Raw genomic sequence first — 18,280 nt, 5'->3', positions numbered from 1 at the left:
AAAATTCAAATTGATATTTTAGCAATTTTTATGCCAAAACAAAAAAAGCGGCAAAATTCGCTGCTTGCCGCTGCCCCCTCCGGCCACTATACTGCAAAATTCATCGCCAAATTTTTAAAAAGTGCTAAAAATCGCAAAAAAGCGCAAACAGTTCTTAGTCACTTGCCGAAACGAAAGGTTCCGGCTCTAAGAAAGACCGCTGCGTAAACTTTCGGCTCAGGGTGCAGGGTTCAGGGCGTGGAAAAACCGGCCGGAATTTATTCCGGCCGGTCAGACTGTTAACAGTGTCGTTTTTGAAATTGCCGTGCTCCACTTCATTGCGAACGCAGTAAGCAATCTCGTTCCAGCCAGGATTAGACCAAGCCGAGCCAGTGCCAATACGTAAACATGAACAGGATCAGCACCGCGAAACCGATGATGGTCAGCGGAATCCCGACCTTGGCCATATCTTTCACTTCAAAGGTGTTTGTAGCGTAGGGAACCATTCCCTGCGGCGAATTCACCGGCAAAATAAAGGCAAAGTATACCGTCATAGTGGCAATGAAGGTCATCCCCCACATCGGCAGATTAGCATCCCCCAGACTGATCAGGAACCCGAGCACCGTGGGAACCAGCGCTGCGGTTGCCGAGGTAATGCTGGCAAAAGCGAAGCGGATAATTAAGAGAGCAACGGCAATCACAGTCATCATGACCGGCGCTGCCATGGAGCCAAGGCCCATTCCGCCCAAAGCCGTCTTGGCCAGCCAAATGGCCGCCCCGGATTTCAATAATGCCTCACCCAGAGAGATTCCCGCGCCAAACAAGAGGATCGTGCCCCAGTCCACCCGGCTGGACATTTCTTTCCAGCTGGCCACTCCCAAATAGGGCATCATCATTAAGGTAACCGACAAAATCGATACGGTGTTCGCGTCGATATGATGCCAAAAATCAGTGGCCCAAAGAAGAATCGTAATTATGAAAATGACAGCAATCCGCTTCTCCTTGCCGCTCATGGGTCCAAGCTCGGCCAGGGCTTTATCAATCGCCGCCCGGCCGCCGGGAATTTCGTCGAACTCAAATTTGTTTAAACGGGTCACCAGGAAATAAAAGATGACCATCAAAACAATACAAAACGGCATGCCGTAAATTAGCCATTCACCCCAGGTAATCGAATGTTTTAACTGGCTGGAAATAAAAGACACGGCTACCGGATTCGGCGCCCCCGCCGACAACAGGCCGATGCCGGAGATGGACGAAGCAATCGCTACCGTCACCAGCATATTGCGGGCAAAAACACTGCGGGGATCCACCCCGAACGCAGCGATCAGCCCCATGGCAATCGGCGTCATTGTGGCCGAACGGGCGGTAATTGACGGAATTAAAAAGCCCAGGACCAGCATAACAATCATCATACCGGCGAAAATAGCTTTCGTTTTCGCACCAACAATTTTTAGGATATTGAGAGCGATTCTTTTTTCCAGACCGGTACCCAAAATACCGGCCGCCATAAAAAGACCGGCGGCGACAAGTACCCAGCCTCCGTTGACAAAACCGCTGAGAGCGATAGGGATGGCTTTACCCGTTTTCAAAAGCGGCCCGGCGACTCCATGCACGGGGGCAAAACCCAGAAAAAGGATTAAAAACAGAATAATTGCCAGGGCGCTAAAAGGATAGGATACGGCTTCTGTCACCCACATAATGACTGCAAACGTGAGAACCGCCAGAACCCGCTGTCCGGCTACCGACAGGCCGGCCGGCGTAGGCATCATGACAATGCCCGCCATGATCGCCAAGCCAAGAAGAATCCAAATCATCTTTTTCCCATTTTTCACTGTAAAGCCTCCTTCATATTGGGGTTATCCCTAACTTCCCTTTGCAACATCGCCGGCGGCTGCCGGCCCGGATCATTGGATCACGCTCCTACTTCTTCAATCTTGCGGCTGTGTTAATCCTTACCGCTTCAGGATCCACCTTAACCCTGGCCACGCCTGTTTCCATGGCCGCCCGCGCCACCGCGGCGGCGATTGCCGGAGTTACCCGCGGATCAAAGACGTCCGGCACAACATAATCCTCTCTCAGCTCATTTTCCGGAATGAGGTTGGCAATTGCGTAAGCGGCGGCCAGCTTCATCTCCTCGTTAATTTGCCGGGCTCTGACATCCAGCGCCCCGCGGAAAATTCCCGGAAAGACCGAGGAATTATTTACCTGATTCGGTGCATCTGAACGGCCGGTGCCGACCACTTTCGCTCCGGCAGCTTTGGCGGCTTCATAGGAAGTTTCCGGCACCGGATTGGCCATGGCGATTACGATGGCGTCTTTGGCCATGCTGCCGATAATGTCGGCAGTAAATACGCCGGGCGCCGATACCCCCAGGAGAACATCGGCTCCTTTGGCCATCTGGGCAAGATTTCCCTGGCGTTTTTCCCTGTTGGTATTTTTCGCAAGCTCGGCCTGGATGCGGTTCAGCCCGGGCATGCCGTCATAAAGCGCCCCGTGGACATCAACCATCACCAGATTTTGCGCACCGGCAAAAACCAGCAGGCGCCCGATAGCGGTCCCCGCGGCGCCGGCGCCGTTAACGACGACCCTGGCGGTTTTCAGGTCCTTTTTGACAAATCGCAAAGCGCCGAGCACGCCGGACAGGGCGGCAATCGCCGTGCCGTGCTGATCATCATGGAATACGGGAATGCTCATTTCCTTTTTCAGGGCATCTTCGATATCGTAGCATTTAGGCGAAGCGAAATCTTCTAGATTGATCCCGGCAAAACTGGGTTCGAGCAGTTTTACCGTTTCGATGATTTTTTCCGGGTCTTTGGTTCCAAGACAGATTGGCACCGCGTCGATATCCCCGAAGGTTTTAAACAGCACGCTCTTTCCTTCCATAACCGGCATGGCGGCTTCCGGGCCAATGTCGCCGAGCCCCAGGACACGGGTTCCGTCGGAAACGACCGCCACCATATTGCCGCGGCAGGTATACTCAAAGGATAAGTCTTTGTTCTGCTTAATCTCTTTGCAAGGCTCCGCTACCCCCGGCGTATACGCTAAACTAAGATCGTGCCTGGTATTCAAAGGCACTTTGCTGGCAACCTTCAGTTTCCCCTGGTGCTCCTTATGAAATTTCAACGCTTCTTCTCTAAGATCCATAACTACACTCCTCTCAAATTCCCCACCATTTTTAAAAACGGGTGCTTACCACAATCCAAGCACTTTCCACCAAATCGATCCCAAACCAAGCCAAATAACCATATTGATAATCGATACGGCCAGGCCCAGTTTCCACCAGGTTCCCTGCTCGACATAGCCCGCCCCGAAATAAATTGGCGCCGGGCCGGCGGCATAGTGAGTCAGGGACATGCACAAGTTGGACATGAATGCCAAAGCCAGAGCAACCAGGAACGGCGGCGCGCCGGCGGCAACCGCAACGGCGGCGAATGCGGCATACATCGCAGTGATATGGGCAACCAGGCTGGCAAAACCATAATGCGCGTACATGTAAATAAGCAAGAGAGCCACAAAAGCCTGAAACCACGGTATGCCGACCATGCTGGCGCTAACCCCTTTGGCGAACCAGGAAATGAAACCCAGTTTGCCCAAATAATCGGCTAAGCCCATGAGACTGCCCATCCAAATCAATGTATCCCAGGCGCCCTTTTCTTCCAGTACGTCTTTCCATTCCAGGACTTTGGTCAGCATCATGACGGACACTCCCAGCATGGCGACCACCGTTGCATCCAGTTTGGTAAAATCGGAAGTACTCCATAGAATCAGCGCTCCGACAAACACCAAGCCGACAATTTTTTCTCCCAAACTGACCGGGCCGATCTTCGCCAGTTCCTGAGCAGCCAATTCTTTGGCCTGAGGCGCTTTGGTAATTTCCGGCGGATAAAACTTAAAAAGAAAATAAGGCACAACCAGCATGGAAATTACGCCGGGCACAATTGCCGCAGCAGCCCACAGGCCCCAGCTGATATTGATATGGAGCGTTTTTGCCGCTAATAGCGCAATCAAAGGATTCCCGGCCATTGATGTCATAAACATGGCCGACGTAATCGTGTTACCCTGATAGACTGTCTGCATCAGATACGCGCCAAACCGGCGGGCCGATACGCCCGGTTCGGAATCAAACGCCGCGGCCAGACTGCGTGCTATGGGAAATATAATTCCCCCCGCCCTGGCAGTATTGGACGGCGTGGCCGGACTGATCAAAAAATCGCTAAGAACCAAAGCATAACCAATCTTAAGCGTACTATCGCCGATTGCCCGGATAATTAAGTAAGAGATGCGGCGGCCCAGGCCGGTTTTGATAAAACCTTTGGCAAATAAGAAGGATGCAACAATCAGCCAAATGATCGTATTGCTAAAGCCGGAGAGAGCCTGCGCCGGTTTCAAAATACCGGCCAGGGCGGTAAACGTAATACTGACGAATGCCACCGAACCAATCGGCAGCGGTTGGAGGATAAAACCCAGAATTGTCGCAACAAAAACGGCAAATAGATGCCAGGCGTGCGGCTTGATACCGGCCGGTACCGGCAAAAACCAAATAATAATTCCGACAGCAACGGTAAGCAGTCCATGCATCAACTTTTTGTTCAAAATAGCCCCCCATTTCTTTTATGACCTGCAATCTTTGCATTAAGCATAAACTTTCCGGGGGGATGCAGCCAAGGTTATGGAATTATCTTAAAAGTTTTGTAATTAAAATAATTAAAACAAAACAAAGAGCCATGCAGACGCATGGCTCCAGGGGCCGGTTCTTATAAATATTGCTTGATAACTTCGCTTTCGGGCCTTAGACAGCGGTATTTGTATACGGGCCTGCCCACCGCCCCGTAAACAACCTCCCGGCTTATCAGGTCAATATATCTTAAAAAACCCAGATACTTACGCATCGACACCCGGGAAATACCTACCCGGTTCGCGATCTCTTCCGTGGTAAAAGGCGCTCCCTGCCCGCTCAGCACAGTCTCCCAAACCAGCTTGAGCGTAGTACGGTCCAAACCCTTGGGAAGGTCCTTTTGTTCCGCTTCCTCCCGGCTTAGAACATGCCGGTCTAATTCGGCCTGGCTCAAGGCATCCCGGCCGCGCATAAACAGTACCTTGTTGCGATACTGGGCAAGAGCGGCGTGCAATCTTTCAAATTCAAAAGGCTTTATTAAATAATCAACCGCTCCATTGCGCAAAGCGGTTTTAATCGTAGCACTGTCGCAGGCCGCCGATACAATCATCACATCCACGCCCTGACCCGTTTTCCGGATTTGGGCTAATAGTTCCAGACCATTAATACCGGGCATAAAGATATCAAGCAAAACAAGATCCACTTCGTGTTTTTTTAACAGCACCATTGCCACATCTGCCGAACGGGCTACGGCAACCAAGGTAAAGCCTTCAATTTGCTCCAGATATCGCTTGTTAAATTCGGCCACCATCGGGTCGTCTTCTACAATCAACACCTTGATCATGTCCTGTCTCCTTTGCTTTGATACGGTAAAACGACGATGAACCGGGCCCCTTCACCGGGTTTCGATTGCACTTCAACCGTTCCGCCGGCCCGTTCAAGACTTTGGCGAACGAGAAATAAACCCCAGCCACGGTTCGCCGCTTTGGTGGAATACCCTTTTGTAAACAGCGCTTCCTGTCGTCCTTCTTCCACTCCCGGTCCCGTATCGGCTACCTCGATCAACAAATTTCCCTCATCGTAGCGGCACGCTACATCAATCCGTTTCACAGGGGCGGCACCCACCGCATCCAGCGCATTATCCACCAGATTTCCCACAATCGTGACCAATTCCTGAATTTGCTTCGGATCGGCCGGTTCCGGTAAAAAACTATCGTCGGACAGAACCAAATCCACTCCGGATTCCCTGGCATAACTCAACTTTCCCAGCAAAAAGCCCGCTATCACCGGATCTTTGACCCGCCTCGCCACATAACCGACTTCCGTCTGATACTGCTGAGCCGTCTTGTTAATGTAGTCGGCAAGCTGGTCATAGCACTGCAGCCGGACCATGCCCAGAATCACATGCAGTTTATTCATAAACTCGTGGGTCTGCGCCCGGAGAGCCTCGGCGTAATTGCGCACTCCCGTGAGCTGTTCCGCCAATTGCTTGATTTCGGTCTTGTCCCGGAATGTCGCAATGACCCCCACAATTTCCCCGTCCACACAGACCGGAACCCGGTTGGTCAACAACTGGATGCCGTTCAAATCCTGTTCCTGATCCAACTCGGCTTGTCCCGTCTTTAACACATCGGATAAACGGGTATTGGGTACGAAGAACTCCACCTTTTTGCCTACCGGCTCGCCATGAATTCCGGCCTGTTTCAACAGCCGCAGCGCTTCCTCATTAACAAGGGTGATGCGGGCTGTTTCATCCACGGCCATAATTCCTTCCCGCACCGACTGCAGCATGGCGCTGCGCTCTTCCAACAACCTGGCAAAGGCAAGCGGTTCCAGTCCGGATAAAGCCTTTTTAATATTCCGGGCCAATAAGACGGCGCCGGCCACTCCCACCAGCAAGCCGAAAAAAACGGCCCAATAAATAACCAGCCGGTTCCGGTTTACCACGTGTTGTACCTTATCCAGCAGAATGCCTACGGATACGGCGCCGATCTGTTGGCCGCCGGGCGAATACACCGGCGTAAAGGCCCGCAGGGACGGCCCCAATGTCCCCGTTGCCTCGGAAATATATTCCCGTCCCGCCAGGACATCTTTCTCATCGCCGCCGACAAAATGCCGTCCAACCTCTTCCGGGTCGGGATGAGACAAGCGGATTCCCCGCATGTCCATTACAACAATAAATTCAACATGGGTCTCGCGGCGGATATCATTGGCCATAACCTGAATTTCAGCCGGGTTCCGCCGGGTGGACAAGGCTTCGGTTACCGCATTAGAGCGGGCAACAATTCTGGCGATGGTAAGTGCTTTATCGGCCAAACTTTGCTGTGTCTCAGTTGCAACAATGGAGTTAATAAATATTTCCGTAACCAGCAGCGCTATGGCAACAACCCCGCAGACCAGCAATGTGATTTTGGTTTGTAAACGAATCACTGATTTTTTTCTTTTCAACAGCTGATTCCTCCACCGTTTGTATCTATTATTTTATTCGCCTTGTCCGTGTTCAATCCTGGCGGCAATATTTTTTCTTTAGCCGATGTGATTATTTATCAGAATCGGGAAAAATTAAGAATCAGGACCGTTTAACTAGAATGTCAAGGTGGTAAAGTCGAAAATGAAACGAATACAAAAAGGAATTATCCTGCTGGGACTGCTGGCAACCATTGCGGTTTTCTGGCTGCTCTATCCGGAAAACAACGGCGTAATTGTTTTGGAATATCACAGCATCAGTCATTTAGGGGGGCTCTTTTGCCTTGCTCCCGACACTTTCGAACAGCAAATGGGGTATTTGGCGCAAAACGGCTACACTGCCATATCGCTGGACCAATTGAGCGCCGGACTAAACGATGAAGACGCTTTGCCGGCCAAACCGGTGCTCATTACTTTCGACGACGGCTACACCGATAATTATACTACCGCCCTGCCCATTTTGGAAAAATACGGTCTGCGGGCCACCGTATTCATTATTACCGGCAAAGTGGACCAGCCGGGCTATTTGACCTGGGCGCAAATCAAAGACATGCTCGCTCGCGGCATCGACATCGGTTCGCATACCGTCTCCCACCGCGACCTGTCCAAACTGAGTGCTGTGGAACAGGAAAAAGAATTGAAAGAATCCAAGAAAACCCTGGAAAAAGCATTATCCAGGCCGATTGATTACCTGGCCTATCCCTTTGGCGGTTTTAACGCCGCAACCCTGCGGCTCCTCGGCGAAACCGGCTATCTGGGCGCTTTCTCCGGCATCCCCGGCGTAAATACCGCCAATACCAACCCGTATATTTTGCACCGAATTCCCATGCTGAACACCAAAACCGGCATCTGGCGGTTTGAACTCTACTTGTGGAAGTTGCAGCTCAAGGACAAAATACGACAGCTTCGCGGCCTTGAATAAGAAAAAACCGCTTTAAAGCGGTCTTTCGGTCCATGGAGCTGGGCTCAGGCACAGGAAAATGCCTGATTATTTTAGGGAAGCCTCACTGTCTTCACTATCCTTTATATCAAATATTCCGGATTGTAAGATTTCAAAGGTAAGACGATAGGATCTTGCCGCACCTTTAAAATATAGGTCATCCCCATGCTTTTCCATGTCTTTGGCCATTGTATCCAGCCATTGGGTAAATCGCTGAATATTAATCCTCTTATCATCCATATTTGCTTCTCCTTCTGAAATGAGTATTCAGTTAAAATATTTTACTTCCAAATTTTAGATTTTCCCACTAATAAAAGGAACAGGAAAATCGAACGATTTCCCCTCAATTTTGAATGCAAAAGCCCCATAAAAGAACAGTCTGGATACCCGGGAAAAGGGCATCCAGACTGTTATCTATATTAAAGAGGGGGACCCTCATGTGCCCATCTTTCTATATTCAATCGGTGTATGTCCTGTATAGCCTTTAAATAGGCGGCAAAAGTAGTCGGGACTGCTATAACCAAGCCGGTCGCTTATTTCATAGTTTTTATACTCCCCTGTTGCCAGAAGGTATTTGGCATGTTCCATTTTTACCTTGGTAACATACTCGGCAAAACTGCATCCCGTTTTCTGTTTAAATAATTTGCCAATATAGTTTTTACTGATATATATTTCCCTGGCAAGAGAATCAAGGGTAATATCTTCTTCAACGTGAATCATGGCAAACCGGCAGGCTTTCCTTATTAAGCTGTCCGAGTGATGCAGCTCATACTTAAGAACGGTTTCCAGCATGATGGTTATACAATGAATAAACTGTTGTTTCAGTTCGTTACAAGACCGGCAATTCTCGAAAGGGTCATCAAAATTCAACGGTTCCAAGGCAGCAAGCCAGGAAAACATATTACCCATTTCTTCCCACACATTTTGCAGGATTCCTTCTAACAGCAGACTCATCTTATATAGATCGTAATTGGTTTGTCTGGATAACTCAGAACAAGTACTGGCTGCCTCATCCAAAACGGCATAGTTTCCTTCCAACAATAAACAAGCTAGCTTCTTAACCTGGCTTTTTGGAAAATAGAATCGCAGATTATCTTCGATGATCATTTTTTTCTCTTCCAGGCGGCAAGTATGTTGAACTCTTTTTTCATCCAGGTAGCGCTGAATTCTTTTTAAGGACTCACTTAGCACCTCGTTTTTAACAGGCTTGACTATATAGTCAAATACACCCAGCCGAATACCCTGTTGGGCATATTCAAAATCATTATACGTACTCATTAACATCAAACAACTGTCCAAATTTCTGGCTTTTATTTCACTTAAAAACCGGAGTCCGTCCATTCCGGGCATCCTAATATCGGAAACGATCAAGTCAAAGTATTTCGTGGAAAGTTTTTTTAAGGCATCTTTGCCGTCAAATGCCTCTTCTTCAATGAGGAAGCCGCACGATTTCCATTCCTTATATTGTCTAAGCCCGCATAACATTGCTTTATCATCATCAACGAGCAATACCTTATACAAAGCGCATCCCTCCACTTCAACATTTGTTCCGGGCAGGAATAGCTTGCTGCTCCAAAATAAGTTGAAATCAGCCCCCTCAATGACAGAAAAGCAGATGTCCTATGCTCCCTTAGCGGCTGCACCACCAAGAATGAAAGTTAATTCAAATAAATCGCCTGTATTTACGAATATGCCTTTACTATAAAATTACCACGTACACTTTGATCTTTCTATAGCCATTGTCTAAAAAGATGCTTTGCTTGTCTAAACGGGAGAAATTTGCTTTCTATTTCTTTAATAGCTCAAAATTTTTTACCGGAATAAAAAATTTGACATACTAGACAAATTATTGATAGCAATGTAAAATTTTTCTATAATTTTCAAATGCTTTCGTTTCTAATTTTATTAGAGGAGATAGTAAAGTGGATTATTTTCAAATGTCTAACCTTGCAATATTGCTAGGAACGATTTTGACGGCTCCTATGTATGCATACTTATATGCCATTTATCGCGAACGTTTTTTGGGCATATGGACCCTGTGTTGGATTATACTTTTTATCAGAGTCTTGCTCTTTGACTATGGATTAATTAATTGGCGTGAATCCGCGCTCGACATTTTTTTCTACCAAGCGTTCTATATTGTGGCATCATTTCTTCTTATTTATGGTACGCATAATTTTACTAGCCGGCCAGTAAAAAAATACTGGTTTTATTGTGTCACAATTATAACCGCCTTGAGCATTTTGTCTACAATAAACAAATTACCATTGGTCTATAAATTGATTCCCTCCGCTTTGCTCGCTGCTATTGCCCTTATCTATACCGGCTATATTATTTTAAATATTGAAACACAATTGTTTGGAAAATATATTACCGGAAGTTCTTTAATTTTATGGGGCATCCTTACCTTTGCAGTTACCTTCTTTTATGAACATATTCAAGTGGAGATTTTTACTATAATCGGCTTCGCCTGTGGACTATTACGTTTATTTACCGCTGGTGGCATTCTGTTAGTGTATTTTGAAAAAACAAGAGCGGATTTGGTTAGTCAAGAATATCTTCAACAAGTTAACTTTGAACTTCAGCAGGCCAATCAGGAACTTAACCATTTCTGTCATTCCGTAGCCCATGATTTCAAGGCTCCTTTACTCTCCATCAATCAGCTTGCCGGTTTTATTGTGCGGGATTATTACGATCAGCTTGACAGGAATGGTCAAGAAATTATTACCCACATTCAAAATAAATCGGCGGAAGTCGTTACCATTACCGATCATTTACTGGAACTCTCCCGAATGTCCCAAAAACCGTTAACCATGGAAAGCATCCATCTTGAGCCTCTGTTTCGGGAAGTTTATGATGAATTGATTCAACTTCAGCCGGAAAGAAACGTAGTGTTTAGAATAAAGCGTCTTCCGGTCATTTATGGAGATCCCATCATGATAAAGATCCTGGTAACCAATATTCTTTCCAACGCTCTAAAATACACCAGTAAACGGAAACAAGTGTTGATTGAAGTGGATTCCGTTGAAAACAAAAATGATTATATTATTTCCGTCAGAGATAATGGTGCCGGCTTTGATATGAGCGAGTCACACCGGCTTTTTAAGATTTTCGAGAGACTCCATAGCGTGAATGAATTCGAAGGAACGGGAGTAGGTCTTGCTGTTTGCCAAAAAATCCTCAAAAGGCATTACGGAAAAGCCTGGCTAACCGGAAAAGTCGATGCCGGAGCCACCTTCTCCTTTAGTTTTCCGAAGGATATGCCAAAACAAAACGTAAATACCGCAGCGAATTTATCCTATACAATATAGCTAGCATAGGGTCCCGCCCGTAAACTTACCATCCTCTGTAGCGCTCAACGCGCAGGCAACGGCTGTCTCCAGCCCGCGCAGCACCGTATCCAGTCCCATACTGGGCTGCCCCGGCTTATGGACCGCTTGTTCCGGTAAATAGGGGATATGGATAAACCCGCCGCGGCGTCGGCTGCCCTCCAGACTTAACAGATGCATCAAGCCGTAGAATAGATGGTTGCAAACAAAAGTCCCGGCAGTATTGGACACACTGGCAGGAATCCCCCCTTCCCGCATTACCGCGACCATTTTTTTAACCGGCAGCGTAGACCAATACGCCGCCGGCCCGTCCGGTTCAATGGGCTCATCAACCGGCTGCCGGCCTTCATTATCCTGAATGCGAAAGTCGTCGACATTAATGGCAATGCGTTCCACCTGTATCTCTGTCACAGACAAACCTTGCCCCACCGCGATAATAAGGTCCGGATTCACTTGGGTGATCGCCTCTTTCAGCGCAGTAATGGCTTTCCAGCGCACTACCGGCAGCGGGCGCGTTATCACGGCGGCACCGGCGATAATGCGGCCATTGAGTTGTTTGACTGCCTCTAACGCCGGGTTGACGGCTTCGCCGTCAAACGGTTCAAACCCGGTAATAAGAACTCGAGTTTTCATTACTTCACTCCCAATCCTATTTTGTACCGCTCATCATATTTTCGGAAACCCCGGACAGTTCTCCCGCCATGGCCGCCAGGCCCTGACTAGTCTGGGTCATAACCTGAATGGAATTGGCCTGGCTTTGCACCGTGGCATCGATCTTTACCGCCTTTTCATTCATCCTGACAATTGATTCCTGAGTTTTCTTCAAGGAATTACTAATATTCTTGACCGATTCCGCGCTGACCGCCGCCAGCTTCCGGACCTCTTCCGCGACGACCCCGAAACCCCGGCCCGCTTCCCCCACCCGGGCCGATTCGATCGCGGCGTTAAGCCCCAGCAGATTGGTCTGGTCCGATATATTCTTAATCAGCGCAACAATTTCATCGGTCTGACGGATGGTATCGGCTACCTCATTGCTTAGATTGCTCAACTCGCCGCTAATCTTCGCCAGCTCGCACGCCCCGGCCGCCAATTCCTCCATGCTGGCCGTGAATTCTTCCGAAGAAGCCGCCATATCCCCGGCGATGGCATTAATCTTCTCCTGATGCGTAACCGTCTGGGTTGTAATGACGCAACCCACCGTCTTATCGCCTTCTTTTACCGGAAAAGCGCAGGCAATATAGGGAATATCAAAGGCGGATTCCTTGCGGGATATGGTACGGATCACCCGCCTGCCGGTCTCGACACATTGCGCGCTGACCTGCCCTTTCATAGGTTCCCCGGCCTTAACCCCCAGATCAAAGGATTTTCCCGCTACATAGGCGGTATAGAAACCTTCTTTAATAACGGATATCCCCACATCCTCGACAAAAATTTCATTAAGATAAGGAGCCACCTCCGTAAATAGCCGTATAACTTCCTCTCCCGAGTGCTGCATACTCGTCTTCCTCCTAACTGGTTTATTTGCAATAAAGATCCGGGGGAAGACCCCCGGCGTATAACCGATTAAACGTCATGATTTTCTAAAAAGCCGGTATTAAAATTTCCCTGCACAAACGGTTCCTGTTCCAGCAAACGCCGGTGAAACGGAAGGGTCGTCCGGATTCCTTCAATCACAAACTCGTCCAGGGCCCGTTTCATCCGCTGAATGGCCTCATGCCGGTCCTTACCCCATACAATCAGCTTGGCCACCATCGAATCATAAAACGGTGAAACCTCATAACCGGGATAAACGGCGCTGTCCACTCTCACCCCAAACCCGCCCGGTGGCAAATATGCCGTTATCGTTCCCGGCGACGGCATAAAATTCCGGGCCGGATCTTCGGCGTTGATCCGGCATTCCAGCGCCCAACCGGTGATCTTCACCTCTTCCTGGCTGAACGAAAGAGGACAGCCGGCTGCCACCCGGATTTGCTCCTTAATAAGATCAATCCCGGTAACTAGTTCGGTAACCGGATGTTCCACCTGAATACGGGTATTCATCTCCATAAAGTAAAACCGGCCGGTGGAATCCAGCAAAAATTCCACCGTTCCCGCACCGTGATATTGTACAGCCTGGGCGGCCAGCACGGCAGCCCGGCCCATTTGCCGCCGCAATTTTTCGTCCAGCGCGGGCGATGGCGCTTCTTCCGCCAGTTTCTGATGACGTCGCTGAATGGAGCAGTCCCGTTCCCCCAGGTATACCAAATTCCGGTGCTGGTCACCCATAATTTGGATTTCAATATGCCGGGGCTCTGCGATATACTTTTCCAAATATACACCGGCGTTGCCAAAGGCGGTCTCCGCCTCTTGCCGGGCCTGCCGGATGGCGGTTCGTAATTCCGTCTCGCTCCGGGCTATCCGCATGCCTTTCCCGCCACCGCCGGCCGTGGCCTTCACAATCACCGGATAACCGGTCTCCCCGGCCACCCGGATTGCCTGTCCCGCCTCTTCAATGAGGCCGTCCGTACCGGGAACCGTCGGCACCCCGGCCTGTTTCATCGTTTCCCGGGCCGCCGCTTTCGCCCCCATCCTCCGGATGGCCTCTGCCGCCGGCCCGATAAAGACAAGGCCCCAGTCGGTGCACAGCTGAGCAAACGCGGCATTTTCCGCCAGAAAGCCGTAGCCGGGATGAATCGCGTCCGCCCGGGAAACCGCCGCTGCGGTCAGCAGCGCGGCGGCATTCAAATAACTGTCCCGGGCGGGAGCCGGTCCGATACAATAGGCTTCATCCGCCAGTTTTACGTGCAGGGCCTGCCGGTCTGCCGCTGAATACACGGCAACGGTTGCAATTCCCATTTCCCGGCAGGCTCTTATAATTCGTACGGCAATTTCCCCCCGGTTGGCAATCAATACTTTTTTCAACATGGCAAACTCCTTAATATACCAGGAAGTACATTAAAAATACGTTCACGGTCAACAAAATAAGCGCCGTTGGAATTTGAACCTTTATCACATCATATTTATCCGGCAAATCCAGCAGCGCCGCCGGCACAATATTGAAGTTGGCTGCCATAGGGGTCATCAGCGTGCCGCAATAACCGGAAAACATGCCGATAGCCGCCAGTACCGCCGGATCGCCGCCATGCAATTTCACAATCAACGGCAGTCCAACGCCGGCGGTCATAACCGGGAAAGCGGCAAAGGCATTGCCCATAATCATGGTAAACAGAGCCATCCCCACAGCATAGGCCAGCACCACCATAAACCGGTTATCCACAGGTATGGCGTCGCTTACCAGGTGAGAAACCACTTGCCCCACGCCCGCGGCAGCAAACAGAGCGCCAAGCGTTGCCAGCATCTGCGGCAAAACCGTGGCCCAGCCGATGGCATCGATTAATCGGCGGGATTCTTTAATGGGCTGCAGGCCCTTTTCCTTTGTCAAACCCATCGCCGTCAGCAAAGCGATTACACAAGCGACGCCTAAACTGACCAGCGTGATATTGGCCTTATCCAACAGCTGCAAACCGGCAAAAGTAAAATCTTTCAGGCCGATTGTGCCGATTACAGTGATTACCGGAATCAGTAAAGCCGGCATAAACAGCCAGTTTCCCAGCTTCCGGGAATGTTCCTCCCGTTCTTTCTGGGTCGATTCGTCATATTTCCCCATCCGTACACCGCCAAAACCGGCAATAACCGCCATGGAAATCGCAATGCCCCCCATGTAAACCGGGCTAATTACATCGCCGAATAGAAAGGAAATTGCATAAAGGCCCCAGAAGGTTCCCGTCAGCAGCCGTTTGGGATTCGCCCGGTCCTGGAACGTCAGTGCCGCAATCATTGCTAAAAAAGCACCCAATACATAATAAACATCATTCAGACTAATAAGCATGCTTATTCAGCTCCTTTCCCTGTTCCTTGCCGGCAGTGCCCTGCACTTCCCGTTGAATCATACGGTCAAGTAAAAACAGCCGGGTGCCGTGGATGACAAAAGCGGCAATCGCAGTGGGAATCCCCCACACAGCAATTTGCATCGGCTGCAAAATAATGCCGTTTTGTTCAAAAAACCCTTTCATTAGCAAAACAGCGCCAAAGGCAATGAAAATATCCTCGCCGAAGAACAGCCCGATATTATCGGCGGAAGCGGAAAATGCCTTGATCTTATTACGGGTGCCTTCCGGCAAAGGGCCGTAATTTTTTTCCGCCGCCGCTTCCGCCATAGGGGAAATCAGCGGCCGGACCATTTGGGGATGTCCGCCCAAAGCAGTTAGCCCTAAAGTGGAGGCAAGCTCACGGATAAACAGATACAGAATCAGCAGACGCCCGGTGGTCGCCGCTTCAATTTTACTGATTAAAGCCAGGGCCTGTTCCTTCAGGCCGTAGCGTTCCAAGAGCCCAATGACCGGTAATGTAAGAATGAATAAGGGAAGATAGCGGTTTGTAACAAACGCTTTACCAAAAATCGTGAGAATCTGGACGATTGACAAATGTCCCGCCAAACCGGTTACAATTCCCGCAACCACTACCACGAGCAGCGGATTAAACCGTAAGGCAAAGCCGGCAATAACTACCACAATACCAAGAAGAGTCATAACGTTTCGCTCCTTTTCCTATAATTTTGAGTTGTGTAATTTCAGTCTGGTCTTACCAAAAACAGCGGCTGTCCATATTCAACAAATTCTTCATCCTGTACCAGCACCTCGACGATCTCACCGCTCACTTCAGCCTCAATTTCATTGAATAATTTCATGGCCTCCAGAACGCAAACCACTGCGTCGGGCTGCACTTTCTGGCCGGCTTTTACAAAGGGCGCGGCGCCTGGTTCCGGAGCCGCATAAAAGGTCCCGATCATCGGGGCAACGATTTTCTGCAGGCAACCTTCGCCACTTTTTCCTTCCGCCCAGGCCGGTTCATTTGCCACCGGCGGCGTTGTTGCCGGCTCGGCTCTGAAATCATCGCCCCCAGCCTGCCGGACAAAACTGTCCTTGCTGCCGCCGGATTCCAATTCAGGCTGCAACGGTTCGAGCCGGTCCTTTTCAATCACAAGCCTGGCGTTCTCCTGTTCTAAGGCAAATTTGCGGATCGACGACTGGTCAATCGCTTTAATAATTGCCATTACTTCCTCGAGTTTAAACATGGCACCCACTCCTCAGTTCACTAATCAAACGCATCCTGTTCACAGACATGATTCCCATTGCCGGCGAATTGCGGTCCGGATCATTTGCATACTATGTTCCCGTTTTATATACAGTCTTTCGGCCTCAAGCAAAGAGATTTCCTGAAACCGGATTTTGCCGCCCGGTTTCATCTGGGCAACAAGCGGAACATCCGCCAGGGCGACCTGAGCAATCTTAGGATATCCGCCGGTAGTTTGCCGGTCCGCCATTAGCAGAATCGGATTTCCATCCGGCGGCACCTGAATGGTCCCCAGCGAAACCGCTTCCGAAATCATCTCCAGCGGCTCCGCCAAATGTAATCCTGGCCCGGTCAAGCGGTACCCCATGCGGTCTGATTTGGGCGTAACCTGAAATATGCTATGCCAGAACTGCTCCCGGCTGTCCGGGGTAAAGTTTTCATACTGTCCGCCGCGCATAGCCCGGACGGTAGCGGGCTGAGCCAGGGGGATATGTCCCCGGCCGGCATACCAGGAAGTAGCGGCCAGCGCTGTGTGGGGTGCTTTCCCGGCTAAACGCTTCATAAACCGCACGGACGCCGCCGGCGTCGGATTCGTCGCCAACATATCCCCCGGCTGCAGCGGGCGCCCTCGAAATCCCCCGATGCCGGCCCGCAAATAAGTGCTTTTGCTCCCCATCACTTCAGGCACCGTATAGCCGCCGGCAACCGCCAGATAAGACCGGCATCCTGTCCGGCAGGCGCCAAACTGTAAAACTGTTCCCTGTTTCAGGTAAACCGGCCGTCCCATCGGTACCGGCTCACCGGCGACGGTAGGAGATAGGTCCCCGCCGGTTATGGCCATAAGAACATCTCCCTCTATTTTTAACATCGGACCCGTCAGCGTAATTTCCAGCGCCGCCTCTCCCTCTTCATTGCCGACCAGAAGATTGGCCAGGCGCAGCGAATAGGAATCCATACCGCCGCCGACAATGACACCGTACTTTTGATAGCCCGTTCTCCCCAAATCCTGAATCGTAGTAAGCAGGCCCGGACGAACTACTGTTAGACTCATAACCGTTCCCCCTGCCTCAGATAGTCTTCATATTCCCTGCAGGAAATAGCCCGGAATTTGATCACGTCCCCCGCTTGCAGCAACGTCGGCGGATTGGTGCCGGGGCGGAACAGCGCCAGCGGCGTCCGGCCGATCAACTGCCAGCCGCCGGGCGTTGCAATTGGATACACCCCGGTCTGCATGCCGGCAATTCCTACCGAACCCGCCGGAATTGACATCCGGGGGGATTGGCGGCGGGGAGTGGCAATCCGTTCCGACATACCGCCCAAATAAGGAAAGCCTGGTGCAAACCCGAGCATATACACGAGATATTCACCGCCGGAGTGAATCTCAATGACCTCCGCCGCCGTCAGGCCGTTATGCTCCGCCACATAAGCAAGATCAGGCCCCATCTCTCCCCCGTAGCAAACGGGAATTTCAACAATTCTCGGCGTATCCTCCGCCGCATAATCGAGCTTGCTCACCATTTCCTGCAGCCGGGCCGCTATCATTTGACAGACAGACGGCCCGCTGTCTCCGCCGTGAATGATTTCCTGACTTTTCGCCTGGATTGGATCATAATACACCGTAACGCTGGCAAAGGCCGCCACATATTCGATCATTCCCGGAAACGGATGCTGCTCAAGATACGCAGTAAAGGTTTTCACTTTGCGATGGATCTCGGGCCGGATTTCTTGCCCAAACTCAACTAAAATTGCCGATTCTCCCAGTGGCTGCAGCCTAATGCCGGTTTCAGCGCCAACAATGATTCGCTCCAATTTTGTCACCTCGCTAGACTACGGTACCGA

At 50.3% G+C, this 18,280-nt stretch carries 18 protein-coding genes; 3 read left to right on the top strand and 15 right to left on the bottom strand.

The features are described from left to right. Positions 1-30: 30 nt before the first annotated feature. Complete coding sequence (locus LUCIF_RS26345; protein WP_165866172.1) at positions 31-207, top strand: hypothetical protein; 177 nt, start codon at positions 31-33, stop codon at positions 205-207. A 146-nt stretch (positions 208-353) separates the two neighbouring features. Here the strand turns inward: LUCIF_RS26345 and LUCIF_RS25305 are convergent, their stop codons facing one another. From LUCIF_RS25305 to dcuS, 5 genes are all read right to left on the bottom strand, one after another. Further along, positions 354-1,811 (bottom strand): SLC13 family permease, encoded by a 1,458-nt coding sequence (locus LUCIF_RS25305; protein WP_122630671.1) that lies wholly within the window; start codon positions 1,809-1,811, stop codon positions 354-356. 88 nt (positions 1,812-1,899) lie between these two features. Then, positions 1,900-3,123 carry an NAD(P)-dependent malic enzyme gene (locus LUCIF_RS25300; protein WP_122630670.1) on the bottom strand — a complete coding sequence of 408 codons (1,224 nt, stop codon included), beginning with the start codon at positions 3,121-3,123 and terminating at the stop codon, positions 1,900-1,902. A gap of 45 nt (positions 3,124-3,168) precedes the next feature. Continuing rightward, positions 3,169-4,557, bottom strand: coding sequence for an anion permease (locus tag LUCIF_RS25295; protein WP_122630757.1), 1,389 nt, complete (start codon positions 4,555-4,557; stop codon positions 3,169-3,171). 176 nt (positions 4,558-4,733) lie between these two features. Then, positions 4,734-5,438, bottom strand: a complete 705-nt coding sequence (locus LUCIF_RS25290; RefSeq protein ID WP_122630669.1) for a response regulator — start codon at positions 5,436-5,438, stop codon at positions 4,734-4,736. Beyond that, the gene (dcuS, locus tag LUCIF_RS25285; RefSeq protein WP_122630668.1) at positions 5,435-7,042 is read right to left on the bottom strand and encodes a DcuS/MalK family sensor histidine kinase; all 1,608 of its coding nucleotides are present in this window, start codon (positions 7,040-7,042) and stop codon (positions 5,435-5,437) included. Before dcuS ends, LUCIF_RS25290 begins: the two co-directional genes overlap by 4 nt. 163 nt (positions 7,043-7,205) lie before the next feature. On the opposite strand from dcuS, the gene LUCIF_RS25280 reads away from it, so the two are divergent. Then, on the top strand, positions 7,206-7,982 hold the full coding sequence (locus LUCIF_RS25280; protein ID WP_122630667.1) for a polysaccharide deacetylase family protein: 777 nt from the start codon (positions 7,206-7,208) through the stop codon (positions 7,980-7,982). Positions 7,983-8,048: 66 nt separating this feature from the next. Here the strand turns inward: LUCIF_RS25280 and LUCIF_RS25275 are convergent, their stop codons facing one another. After that, positions 8,049-8,240: a hypothetical protein gene (locus LUCIF_RS25275; protein ID WP_122630666.1), complete on the bottom strand. Its 192-nt coding sequence runs from the start codon at positions 8,238-8,240 to the stop codon at positions 8,049-8,051. Positions 8,241-8,435: 195 nt separating this feature from the next. Then, positions 8,436-9,521, bottom strand: coding sequence for a response regulator transcription factor (locus tag LUCIF_RS25270; RefSeq protein WP_122630665.1), 1,086 nt, complete (start codon positions 9,519-9,521; stop codon positions 8,436-8,438). Between the two features lie 401 nt (positions 9,522-9,922). On the opposite strand from LUCIF_RS25270, the gene LUCIF_RS25265 reads away from it, so the two are divergent. Then, complete coding sequence (locus LUCIF_RS25265; protein ID WP_207858460.1) at positions 9,923-11,311, top strand: sensor histidine kinase; 1,389 nt, start codon at positions 9,923-9,925, stop codon at positions 11,309-11,311. Here the strand turns inward: LUCIF_RS25265 and pcp are convergent, their stop codons facing one another. The 8 genes from pcp to pxpB form a co-directional block, all read right to left on the bottom strand. Continuing rightward, positions 11,312-11,962 carry a pyroglutamyl-peptidase I gene (gene pcp, locus LUCIF_RS25260; RefSeq protein ID WP_122630664.1) on the bottom strand — a complete coding sequence of 217 codons (651 nt, stop codon included), beginning with the start codon at positions 11,960-11,962 and terminating at the stop codon, positions 11,312-11,314. It abuts the gene before it with no gap. Between the two features lie 16 nt (positions 11,963-11,978). Continuing rightward, on the bottom strand, positions 11,979-12,824 hold the full coding sequence (locus LUCIF_RS27190) for a methyl-accepting chemotaxis protein (protein WP_122630663.1): 846 nt from the start codon (positions 12,822-12,824) through the stop codon (positions 11,979-11,981). A gap of 68 nt (positions 12,825-12,892) precedes the next feature. Beyond that, a complete protein-coding gene (gene accC / locus LUCIF_RS25250; RefSeq protein ID WP_122630662.1) occupies positions 12,893-14,233 on the bottom strand; it encodes an acetyl-CoA carboxylase biotin carboxylase subunit in 1,341 nt (446 codons plus the stop codon). 10 nt (positions 14,234-14,243) lie between these two features. Further along, entirely contained in the window at positions 14,244-15,197 is a 954-nt protein-coding gene (locus LUCIF_RS25245; RefSeq protein WP_122630661.1) for a DUF979 domain-containing protein, read from the bottom strand. Then, complete coding sequence (locus LUCIF_RS25240; RefSeq protein WP_122630660.1) at positions 15,187-15,897, bottom strand: DUF969 domain-containing protein; 711 nt, start codon at positions 15,895-15,897, stop codon at positions 15,187-15,189. The genes LUCIF_RS25245 and LUCIF_RS25240 overlap by 11 nt, the downstream gene beginning before the upstream one ends. Before the next feature lie 41 nt (positions 15,898-15,938). Then, positions 15,939-16,442, bottom strand: a complete 504-nt coding sequence (gene accB, locus LUCIF_RS25235; RefSeq protein ID WP_122630659.1) for an acetyl-CoA carboxylase biotin carboxyl carrier protein — start codon at positions 16,440-16,442, stop codon at positions 15,939-15,941. 39 nt (positions 16,443-16,481) lie between these two features. After that, a complete protein-coding gene (locus tag LUCIF_RS25230; protein ID WP_122630658.1) occupies positions 16,482-17,492 on the bottom strand; it encodes a 5-oxoprolinase subunit C family protein in 1,011 nt (336 codons plus the stop codon). Further along, positions 17,489-18,250 (bottom strand): 5-oxoprolinase subunit PxpB, encoded by a 762-nt coding sequence (pxpB, locus tag LUCIF_RS25225; protein WP_279386992.1) that lies wholly within the window; start codon positions 18,248-18,250, stop codon positions 17,489-17,491. Before pxpB ends, LUCIF_RS25230 begins: the two co-directional genes overlap by 4 nt. Positions 18,251-18,280: the final 30 nt, after the last annotated feature.

This window comes from Allolucifera butyrica, from assembly GCF_900476375.1.
In the GTDB taxonomy this organism is placed as follows: domain Bacteria; phylum Bacillota; class Negativicutes; order Sporomusales; family UPPP01; genus Lucifera; species Lucifera butyrica.
The sequence above is the reverse complement of the archived record's forward strand: the minus strand, read 5'-3'. Positions and strand labels throughout refer to the sequence as shown.